Source organism: Neobacillus sp. Soil_C_43 (assembly GCF_057656715.1).
In genome coordinates this window covers 49,414-60,355 of sequence record NZ_JBDGJV010000025.1, presented here as the reverse complement: position 1 = coordinate 60,355, position 10,942 = coordinate 49,414, and the positions used below count along the sequence as shown (strand labels likewise).

Below are 10,942 nucleotides of genomic sequence, written 5' to 3'. Positions count from 1 at the left end.
ACGTTGGCTTAGTTTCATAAGAAACTAATAATTTTTGTTTGTTGACGTTTTTGTTTGTTTAGTTTTCAAAGGACAATTCCCGCTTGTCTAAGAAGCGATAAATATAATTTTATTACATCCATCTCACCAAGTCAATACATAATTTTTCGCTGATTATGTTTGGCCGTTTCGTGAGGAACTTTCTTATAATATCATCCACCCCTTTTCTGTTCAATATATAATATTTTCCAATTCTAATAGGGATGAAGAATATAATTAATAGTAGGAAAAGGCCTCTTTCCTATTTCTAGGAAAGAGGCCTTCTATTATTTCTTATTAATCGTAAAATTAATTGTTTTAGTCGCTTTAGAAATTGCACCGCCATCATTTTTAAAGTTTGCTGTCTTACTATCTTCTGATGGTTCGATATGAATACTTAACTTATTTTCACCAGCATTTAGTTTAATAGAATGGGAAAAAGTCATATCACTATTGATGGTAACAGGCTCTCCATTAATTGTTAGGACACCTCCCTTAATGGCATTTCCTTGTAAAGTAATACTATCAGTTGATACCGTCTGCCCATCTGTATGGGATGTAACCACCACTGGAAGGTCAATCCAGCGAATGATTCTATCTTGTACCACCATTTGGTTACCGCCTTGGTTAGTCACCACAACTGAAAGGTCAGTACCTTGTGCCCCATAGCCATAATAACTGACGTCATCATCAGTTGGGGTTGCTGCAGTATGGTCCGGTAACCCCTCTTGATCCCACGTACCATTTTTCACATATTTGTAAGTAAGAACTTCTCCTTCTTGTGCTTCCACCGTATATTCATAATCATTAGTAACCGCTCCAGCACGAGTCATCTGCCATGCGCCAGTATTCCAACCGTTTTTACTTCCTGGCATTGTAATGTAGATACCTTGTGGAGTATAGGCTGGTGCATTTACTTTAAACGTTACTTTTACTGTAACTAGTTCAGGTGTGATAGTAACAGCGTTGGATTTTACCATATTTCCTGCCTTATCATATATCTGAACTTCGTACGTATACGTTTTTCCGTTGGTCACATTAATATCTCTAAATGAGTTTTTTGATAGATCCAATAACTGATCAATCATTTCACCATCACGGACAATCGTTACCATATATGGGTCATTTGCACCCTCCACCTTCCAGGAAAGGTTGACCTGACCAGATTCCTGTTGAGGCTGTTCAAGTGTCAATTTTTCTGCAGGTGCTGTTGTATCGTCTCCTTTTGTAAAGCTAACTGACTTTGTTTCGCTTGTTACCCAACTACGAGCTAAATCATTCGAGAAAGCAAAACGATATTCATAAGTTCCTACATTAAATGGCAGGAAGTTGGTACTAAATACATTTGATGTTTCCTGCTGATTTACGTATGCAGCCTTAATTGAGGTCCACTTTTCACTTCCTGGCTGTTTAACTTCAAGCTTTGCTTGCAAGCCTTCCATTTGTTCTACCTCAGTTTCACCTTTTACAAAAATATTGGCAGTAACCGTTTCAGGCTTGGAGAGATCAATAATTCCTGGTTCTAAAGCTGTCACATTATCAATTTTATAATTATCAGCAGTTAACGATACATGAGGAATAACAGCTTCCTTAGTCTCTACCTTTTCAGATTCATTACCGTTTTTATCAAGCGCAACAATAGCAAAATAATATTTCCGGCCATTGTCTAAACCGTCAATTGATATTGTAGTATTAGTAGTTTCTTTTACTTTTTGATAAAAAGCTCCGGAAATTGTTGTTTGGTAAATGGCATATTTTTTTGCATCGCCATCCCATTTAAGTGTTGCAGTATGACTTCCTTCTGCTACAGTTAATTCTTTCACCAAAGCTGGACGTTTTAAGTTCTGTCCCTTATCGGATACAAGCATTCGCCCGCTCATGGCAGGAATTGTCAAGCTTAATTTTCCTTCTTTGGTTACAATTGTATATTTTTTATCTAATTGATCTGTAAACTTAATACCATTAATCAATAAATCCTCTACATACAACTCAACCGTTTTATCCTCTTTACCGCGATTTGTTAGAACTACAGCAACATTCTTTTTATCTGAACGAGAAAAAGCAAGCACATCTCCCTTAGCATAAAGATGATTTAAATCTCCATAACTAAATAAATCATGAAAGTCATTTCTTACTTTACCAATTGTTTGATAATGTTTGATTAAATCTTTGTTTTCATTACCCCATGGATAGGTCCTACGGTCGTCAGGGTCTTTTGAACCTGTGACACCAGCTTCATCGCCATAGTAAATCGTTGGTGCACCTGCATAACCCATTTGTAGAATAGAAGCGAGCTTTAAACGCTGAATTCCTAGTTCAGGATTATAATTATTATCAAACTCCGCTCTCTCATACGAGTCTGTACCATTTCCCAGAACAAACGCTGCACGAGCTGTATCATGTGAGCCCATCAAATTCATAAGGGAATAAAATGCTTCCTTAGGATAGTCCTCAAAGACAGCATTGAGCTGATTTTCTGCTCCTTCCGCATTTCCTGACTTTAAGTAATCAATCATCGCACCGCGGAAACGGTAATTCATAACCGAATCATATAAGTCACCAAGAAAATATTCTGAAGCATCATCCCAAATTTCACCGAGAATTAGTGGGTCGTCTTTTTTTCCAGTTTTCAGTTCTTTACGGAATTCACGCCAAAACTCAGGATCAACTTCATTGGCCACATCCAATCGCCAACCTGAAGAACCGTTTTTAATCCATGACTTTGCCACTGAATCTTCATCATACATAATATAATTCGCAAATGACTTGTTATTAAGTTCGGATGAATAGTCGACAGCTTCACCAGGCACTGATTTGATTTCTGGAAGGGAATCGTAACCCCACCAGCACTGATATTTATATACACCGTCAACTTTTTCATTTTGAATGTTAAACCAATTTTCGAAGCCGTATGGACTAAACGTTTGTCCTTCAGCGATAAATTTATCTTTTACTTGCTTTTTTGCCTCAGCTTCTGATATTCCTTTATTTACAAGATCATAGATAGCTGCCCAGTACTCATAAGCACCAACTGTTGGGTATTTACTGTAACGATCAAAATAAATGGAATCGTCCCCTACATGATTAAACACTCCATCTAAAATTAAATGCATTTTCCGTTTCTTTAATTCTTTCGTAAAGGCTTTAAATTCTTCAGGTGAACCAAACATTGGGTCAACATTCTTGTAGTCCGCCGCATCATATTTATGATTGGATGCTGCTTCTGCAATCGGATTTAAATAAAGTGTGTTTACGCCTAATGACTGGATATAATCCAATTTCTTTTGAATTCCAGCGATATCTCCACCGAAGAAATCATTAGAGAAAATGGCATCTCCTTTATACCCTTCTGTCCCTTCTAGACGAGGATTATCAGGCAAGTCATTCCACTGTTTATGCTCAATCGGTTCATCACCACGAGCATTTTTCTTAGCTCCATCATTCTTTTTGTTCCCATTGTTAAATCGATCAGGAAAAATTTGATAAACTACCGCTTCCTTCATCCAATCCGGTGTTTTAAAGGAAGGATCATACACTGTTAGCTGGAATAAGGACGCATTTGAGTCCGACGCGGTTCCTTTTCCACCTTCTTGGACATCTTCCCCGTACTCTTTCTGGCCTTCGCCATCTCGAGCAATAAACTTATAACCATAAACCCCTTTAACATCTGGTTTAACGTCTGCTTCCCAAAACTCAACCTCTTTACCCTTTTGATCCATCCAACCGGCATATTCCATATCTACCATTACCGTATTACCAGTATTGTAGTTTTTTAGCTGGACTTTAGCACCAGTTAAGTCACCCTTCTTTGCTTGAAGACGGAGCTTGACTGTTTCTCCCGCTTTTACTGCACCAAATGGTGATCGGAAAGCCGAATCCCATGTGTTGTGAAAAAGCTTGTCCCCTTGGACACTGCCATCAGGTAAACCAGGATCATAATCAGTGTAAACTTCGTTTGTATCATGGTTGTAAAAGAACGTAACCGTTGCATCTCTTAGGACATTTAACACAAAGTTATTTTCTGGATAGGCAGGCGCTTCCCAGTTGTTCCCTAGTACAACCTTAAATTCATGCTTACCCTTTGGAACTTGAGCAGTATAAGTGTATATATTATCATGGTCCTCATCTTGTAAAATGGCAGTTGACTCACTAGGTGACCACTCACCACCTGCATTTAGCTCAGGCTGTATATCGCCAACTATTCTAGGTTTTTCACTATCCGGCAATTCGATTGGCACTGTTACACGATGGGTACTATCATCATAAATAAAAGTAACCTGTGTTTCCTTTACAAAAGATAACTTATAGTTATCCCCCCCAGGAGTACCATCCACTCCATAGTTTTCATCCCATGAACCGTTAATGGCTACTTTATATTCATAGGTTCCTGCAGGAAGTGTTCCGGTTAATTTATACTTACCATTCTCCTGCTGTTTCATTTGTGTTGCAGGATCAGCCGGATTCCATTCACTTGAACCACCTAATTCATCTTGCAGGTTACCGACAAGCGTTACTACTCGTCCTTCCGCCTTTGTTGGTGACGGATGAAATAACGCCGTTCCTGCAATCGTTTGCACAATTAACATTAAAAGTGCTAAGTAACTGATTAACTTCCGTGATTTACCTTTCATTCTTTTTCCTCCCCTAGCTATATGGCTTTTGAGCAAACGTTTGCACAAACAAGTTTAGAAAACGCTTACTTAAAGCTATTATCTCATCTCCTACATTTCCATAAGAATAGGCCTTTCCTACTTTTTATATCCACTTTAAACATGTCTTTTATCCTATTTTTCTGATAATTCAATAATTACCAAACCAAAAAGGGTCAGACTCATCGAGGTTCTGACCCTTTTGTTATTTATACAGCCTCTTTTGAGTCGATATCCATTCGTCTCTCTAATTTCCTTAGCAAGTACGAAAAGATCAAAACAAGGGCTAAATAATAGATACCAACCACCATGTAAGTATCTAGTTGGCGATAATTCGAGGCTGCTTCACTTAAACCCGACCCCCATAAATCTGACATTCCCACATAGGCAACTAGGGAGGAATCCTTTAATCCAATAATAAATTGATTACCCAATGGAGGAATGGAAAATTTAAAAGCCTGTGGTAAAATAATTCTTCTCATCGCAAGTGGATAGGACATTCCAAGTGAACGAGCTGCCTCCATTTGCCCCTTGTCTATGGATTGGATTGAACCTCGAAAAATCTCTGCAATGTATGCTCCATTATGGATGGCTAAAGCGATAGCACCTGCCCAGAACTGCGAGAAGGTAACAACAGATGCAATTCCAAAATACAGAATGGCTATTTGGACAATTAACGGTGTTCCTCTAATAAGACCAATATAAATAGTTGCTAATTTATTAAGCCATTTATTTGAAGAAATTCTTAAGAAAGCAACAATGAGCCCAATAAGACACCCAATGATTAGTGATGTAATGGTTAACCTTAAGGTTAGTAGTGCCGCAGAAATAAATACATCATAGGTGTCCAGGAAGATTTGAACGATGATCAACACCCTCTCTTATTTAATCAACAGGGTGCCTGATACCCATACTTGACACCCTTAGAAACTCCTATTCTCCTAAAATACTGCGACCAAACCATTTGTTACTAATTTTTTCATAGGTTCCGTCCTTAATTATTTCAGCAAGGGCTTTGTTTAATTTATCAAGCAGTTCTTTATCCTCTTTTCGGACCGCGATTGCCTGATCATCGTGTGAAAGTGGCTCACCTACATCCTTAATCTTGATTGCACCGTCTTTGATGATTGGTAGCCCCACCATTTGATCAGTAATAACCGCATCCAGTCTTCCAGTTGGAAGATCCATTAGCGCTGTGATATCACTGTCATATTCAACAATGTTACCTTGATCTGTATTTTGTGATGCCAGTTCTTTATACGTACTTGCCTTAACAACTCCAATTTTTTTCCCTTTTAAGTCAGCAACTGATTTAATGGTCTGATTGTCTGCTGCAACAAAAATTTGTGCACCTGAACGATAGTAGGTATCAGTAAAATTCACTGATTTTTTACGTTCTTCCGTCACAGTCATACTGGCAAGAATGGCATCAAATTTCTTTGCCTGTAATCCTTGAATAAGTGTTTCCCAAGGGTTTGTAACCGCTACTGGCTTCATTCCCATTTTATCTGCAAGGGCTTCTCCAACCTCCACATCGAACCCTACTAATTTACCATTCTCCTTAAAATTAAAAGGCTTATACAATCCGCTCATTGCATAACGAAATTCTTTTTTCTCGTTGCCACTGCTTTTCTCTGAACTACCACAAGCCGTCAACATAACAGACACAAAAAACAAAGAAACAATCAATCCAATCATCCAACTTTTTTTCAACAAAATCCCTCCATTTTTTAAAGAATACTATTTAAAAATTGCTTGGCTTTCACGTGCTGAGGATTGACGAAAAATTCGTTCGGCGGTGCTTCTTCGAGAATTTTCCCCTCCCCCATAAAGACCACACGATCTGCTACTTCTCGTGCAAATCCCATTTCATGTGTAACCACAACCATCGTCATTCCCTCTTTTGCCAGCCGCTTCATTACCTGAAGAACTTCTCCCACAAGTTCCGGATCAAGTGCAGATGTCGGCTCATCAAACAGCATGATTCGCGGTTCCATGGCAAGTGCACGCGCAATAGCTACGCGTTGCTTTTGACCACCTGAAAGATTTTTTGGATAGGCTGAAGCTTTGTCATATAATCCTACTTTCTCAAGTAATACTAACGCTTTTTGTTTTGCTTGAGTCTTGTCCATCCCTTTTACATGCACAGGGGCTTCCATCACATTCTCTAACACAGTCATGTGTGGAAAAAGATTAAAATGTTGAAATACCATTCCGACATCTTCACGAATTTTGTTCAGGTTGTTGCTAGTTGGGTGAATTGTTTCTCCCCATAAGGTGATTTCTCCCTGATCATATATTTCAAGGAAATTAAGGCAGCGAAGTAATGTGCTTTTACCAGAACCACTCGCACCAATAATGACAACAACCTCTTTTTCAGAAACGGACAAATTAATATCAGTTAAAACAGTTTGTGAACCAAAAGACTTTACAAGATTTCTTACCTTAATCATGTCACCCTCCTTTGCATTACATAAGTTTTCACCGGCATTTATCATCAGCCTCTATGAAAAAAACAAAATATGCACCTTCTCAATGTTTTTTTCAAAAGTAGTACTGTACCTATATATAGTAATCCTATTAAACACTAGAGAATTATATTCGTTTCAAGAGAGCAACTGTTTTAAAAATGAAAAAACCTACCATGTCCCCCTATTACTAACAGGAGGCCTGGCAGGTTTAAGTTTTTATTTCGACTCTATAAAAAACCTTTCAATTGTTTTTTGTCCGCTTTCCTTTTCTGAATAGACAAACGAAATCTGGTCACCTTCTTTTATTGATGTTAGTTGTTTGATGGCTTCATCTGATAATTGAAAGGCGGTTATATTTCCATCAACGTTTACTTCTATTGTATGTGGATCCATTTGACCTACATACTGACCCGAACCATTAGTATATAAAGTATTCTTTACTATAAACTCTGCCTCAGTCTTTCCCTTTTCCTCTTTTGAATTCAGAAAAACTTCCAATTTATATTGACCATTCGGAAGATCAGATATAGTAAATTTTTGTTTCACTTCTTTATTATTATCTAATGAAATTTCTTGGCTAGCTTGTGTTGCAGAAACTTCATCTGAGTATTGTTTAACTTTTTTTCCATTCTGATCGTATACAATAAAGTCAGCCTTTAAACCATTAGTAAAGGTTAGTGTCTGTTTTTTGCCGGATATATTTTTAACTGCATATTTGACTGTCATGTCATGTGTATCCTCTTTTATTTCAAGTGAAGGAATAAATTTTGCCGTCACTTTTTCTTGCTTTTGAATTTCCGTTTTGGTTCTACCATTGGTACCATTCGTTTTTGTACTTGTGCCACAGCCTGTTAAAAGTCCAAATAGTAAAGCGGTGCTTATGACAAAATATATTTTTTTGTCTGCCATTTTCATATCCCCTTATTTAACATGTTTTTTGTTATCAGCACTATAGTCGCTATACACAGGAATAAAGTTACACTTCTAGTAAAAAATGTGTTTTCGTCATATCCAGTACTTTAAAATTAAAAGGTCCCATCATTAGCAGATGAGACCTTTTTTAACTTTCGTAATTTATTGCTTTTTAGGAGAGAATTCTCTTTTCACCTTCAATAGCTTTTATCGGATCAATATTCTGTGTAAATTCTAGTGTACCAATGTAGCTTCCTTTCTCATCTCGAATAGCAAAATAACGAATATATACATATTTATCTCGGAACTTAATCCAAAAATCCTCACTGTCTTTTTTCCCAGCTTTAAAATCTGCCAATAATTCTTCTACCACATGCACGCTTCGTGGCGGATGACAATTCTGAACCGTACGTCCAATAATTGCTTTTGTACGGGCGAAAATTCTTTCTTTTCCGTGGGAAAAATAACGAACTACATCCTCATGATCAATAAAAGTAATATCAACTGGTAGGTGGTTTAATAGCAGTTCTAATTGCTTTAAAGATAAAATTCCAGTTTCCATCTTTATATATCCTTCGGTCATAGCATTCTCAGCTAAAGCTTTTCTCTCTGGCTTCCATTCTTCCTCAGGGCCTGTTAAACAGAATCCAATCTCATCACTTTCATGAGCAATTTTTATCCACTCATCCTCAGATAAATTTTTCAAAGCCATTGGAAAAAGGATGTTTTCTTCTTTGTATATCATTCCAGATACTTCCTGGATGACAAAATTTAGGACCCCAAGGACCTCCTGCCTTTCACCTTGATAGCTGGCTAATTTTTGTTTTGCTTCTTTTATTGCATCGCGAATAAAGTCATCAATTCTCCACATATTGGTAGTTGGCCCAAAGATTCCGTACTTTTCTAAATAAGGAAATAGTAAGTTCTCTTTACGACTGTAGTGCTTATCAATGTCAAGTAAGAGATTAATATCATGCAGAAGATGGAAAATATTTTCGGAAGAATCGTCTCTCGAAAACTCATCCACATGGACCTGTACCTGTTGATGAAGCAGCTTTTCAATTTCCCTATTTTCCAGTTTAAACGTATGAACCGGATGCCCTGGTAGATCCTCTGGCTTTTCCAAATTATTTTCACTTTCTATTGATCCTTGAAAAATAACACTATGTTCCTGATAGATACGTTGTAACTCATCTTTCGGAATACTTCCGTCCTCTGAAAACTCATGCTGGAGCTGTGTGATTTCATCCACTGTAATTTTCCCAATCAATGCATCAAAATGAGCTTTTACTTCATCTAAATTTCTTCCGTTATGAAGATCTTGGAAGATCCCTTTTAATATGGTAAGACGGTCTGTATTTTTAGTCATTAGTTGTTCACGATTATTAATAATTTCACTCATTTTAGGACTCTCCTTCACTGTTGCTAAATACTTTTGATAAAGTTACCTCATTACTAACTTACCATTAAGAAAATTAGCTGATAGTGATTAACATCATTAATATAGTTATAAATGTGAAAACTTTAAGAACATGTTATGTGATTATCCTAATAAAAAGACACTGCCCACATGTATGGCAGTGTCCTCTTACAAATTATTTTTAGTTTCTATTTAATTTTTCTAATATAGGATAAAGGTCTTCCAAATGTTTAATTTCAAATGTGGGAATGACTTCATTTCGTTGTTTATCATGACGGTTAATCCACACAGTTTTTATTCCAGCTCTGTTTGCGCCAAGTATATCGGTCATCAGGTTATCACCAACCATTATAACTTCGTCCTTTTTCAAAGACATACGTGATAAAGCATGCTCGAATATCGAAGGATCTGGTTTTCCTCGACCAAAATCACCAGAAATAACAATATCATCAAAATAAGGAACCAATTCAGGTGTAATGGATAGTTTCGTATTTTGAAGATCAGGAGATCCATTTGTTAATAGAAGAAGTTGATAGTTTCCTTTTAAACCATCTAGAATCTTAAACGTTTCATCATAGACAAATGGATGGTTTCGCCGCTCCTGGGGAAACCGCTCTGCTAACTCCATTCCAAATTCAAGGTCATCAATACCCATTGCTGCTAATCCTGATGTCCAAGCATCTTTTCGATAGGTGGGTACAATTTCTTTCATTTTCTTAAACTCTTCCGTATCATCTAAAAAATTCCCCCATAATCCTTCAAAAGGATTAATCCCAATCATTTGTGTAAACGCAAACGTTTCATAGGAAGAATATAAGTTTCTAGCTGCATCACGAACAGCTTCCTCAAGTTGATCTGCAGAAAGGCCATACCTCATCTCTGCTAATCTACATGTTGCTGCAAAGGCTTCTTTTACACTTTTTTGGTCCCACAGTAGCGTATCATCTAAATCAAAAAAAATGGCTTTTATCATTTTTGTCCTCACTTCGATTAATGATTTTTTATTAGTTTATCATTAAATCCCTCGCACATGAAGACTAAAGTTTCTGACAATTAAATGCATAAAGAGGTATGAAACACCCTCTATCCGCATATTTTTTTAAGATGGGAAAGGAGGATACAATATGGTCAGCATTGAAGTTAATAAGAAAATTGAGAGTATCACACATCCGAAGGTACGTAATATCGTAAGAGTTTGCGTGGAACAGGGGTGTATGTTCAGACCACATCCAAGCAATCCTAACTTAGTTCATTTGTTTGATCCTGAACGTGGGAAAAAAATTATTGGTGACATTAACCTATTAAGTCCAAGAGGGTACTTTACACTGGAAGTTGCGAATGGTCGTTTTAAATCCTTTAGAAATGAAATATTGGATTTAGATATCAATCAAGCAAACTTTGTAGAAAAAGTACTCAAACGGTTGAGGCAATAGTAAAAATACACAGTAAAAAAGGCATTGATTCCAATTCTG

The 10,942-nt window shown here is 37.1% G+C and carries 8 protein-coding genes; 1 reads left to right on the top strand and 7 read right to left on the bottom strand.

Going from position 1 to position 10,942, the window contains the following annotated elements; all coding sequences use genetic code 11:
- Window positions 1–305: 305 nt before the first annotated feature.
- From AC3A54_RS23395 to AC3A54_RS23365, 7 genes are all read right to left on the bottom strand, one after another.
- On the bottom strand, window positions 306–4,649 hold the full coding sequence (locus tag AC3A54_RS23395) for an alpha-amylase family glycosyl hydrolase (protein WP_487656404.1): 4,344 nt from the start codon (window positions 4,647–4,649) through the stop codon (window positions 306–308).
- Between the two features lie 227 nt (window positions 4,650–4,876).
- Window positions 4,877–5,533, bottom strand: a complete 657-nt coding sequence (locus tag AC3A54_RS23390; protein WP_487656407.1) for an amino acid ABC transporter permease — start codon at window positions 5,531–5,533, stop codon at window positions 4,877–4,879.
- A 67-nt stretch (window positions 5,534–5,600) separates the two neighbouring features.
- Window positions 5,601–6,365 carry an ABC transporter substrate-binding protein gene (locus AC3A54_RS23385; RefSeq protein ID WP_487656406.1) on the bottom strand — a complete coding sequence of 255 codons (765 nt, stop codon included), beginning with the start codon at window positions 6,363–6,365 and terminating at the stop codon, window positions 5,601–5,603.
- A gap of 32 nt (window positions 6,366–6,397) precedes the next feature.
- Entirely contained in the window at window positions 6,398–7,120 is a 723-nt protein-coding gene (locus tag AC3A54_RS23380) for an amino acid ABC transporter ATP-binding protein (RefSeq protein WP_487656403.1), read from the bottom strand.
- 234 nt (window positions 7,121–7,354) lie between these two features.
- On the bottom strand, window positions 7,355–8,047 hold the full coding sequence (locus AC3A54_RS23375) for a BsuPI-related putative proteinase inhibitor (protein WP_487656402.1): 693 nt from the start codon (window positions 8,045–8,047) through the stop codon (window positions 7,355–7,357).
- Between the two features lie 175 nt (window positions 8,048–8,222).
- Window positions 8,223–9,452 (bottom strand): DUF438 domain-containing protein, encoded by a 1,230-nt coding sequence (locus AC3A54_RS23370; protein WP_487656401.1) that lies wholly within the window; start codon window positions 9,450–9,452, stop codon window positions 8,223–8,225.
- Window positions 9,453–9,651: 199 nt separating this feature from the next.
- On the bottom strand, window positions 9,652–10,443 hold the full coding sequence (locus AC3A54_RS23365) for an HAD family hydrolase (protein WP_487656400.1): 792 nt from the start codon (window positions 10,441–10,443) through the stop codon (window positions 9,652–9,654).
- A gap of 151 nt (window positions 10,444–10,594) precedes the next feature.
- Here AC3A54_RS23365 and AC3A54_RS23360 point away from each other — a divergent pair, with 151 nt between their 5' ends.
- Window positions 10,595–10,903, top strand: a complete 309-nt coding sequence (locus AC3A54_RS23360) for a hypothetical protein (protein WP_335547592.1) — start codon at window positions 10,595–10,597, stop codon at window positions 10,901–10,903.
- Window positions 10,904–10,942 lie beyond the last annotated feature (39 nt).

Excerpts from the sequence above, each read along its gene's own strand:
- AC3A54_RS23380 (WP_487656403.1), bottom strand. The coding sequence starts at position 7,120 with ATGATTAAGGTAAGAAATCTTGTAAAGTCTTTTGGTTCACAAACTGTT.
- AC3A54_RS23365 (WP_487656400.1), bottom strand. The coding sequence starts at position 10,443 with ATGATAAAAGCCATTTTTTTTGATTTAGATGATACGCTACTGTGGGAC.
- AC3A54_RS23395 (WP_487656404.1), bottom strand. The coding sequence starts at position 4,649 with ATGAAAGGTAAATCACGGAAGTTAATCAGTTACTTAGCACTTTTAATG.
- AC3A54_RS23370 (WP_487656401.1), bottom strand. The coding sequence starts at position 9,452 with ATGAGTGAAATTATTAATAATCGTGAACAACTAATGACTAAAAATACA.
- AC3A54_RS23360 (WP_335547592.1), top strand. The coding sequence starts at position 10,595 with ATGGTCAGCATTGAAGTTAATAAGAAAATTGAGAGTATCACACATCCG.
- AC3A54_RS23375 (WP_487656402.1), bottom strand. The coding sequence starts at position 8,047 with ATGGCAGACAAAAAAATATATTTTGTCATAAGCACCGCTTTACTATTT.
- AC3A54_RS23385 (WP_487656406.1), bottom strand. The coding sequence starts at position 6,365 with ATGATTGGATTGATTGTTTCTTTGTTTTTTGTGTCTGTTATGTTGACG.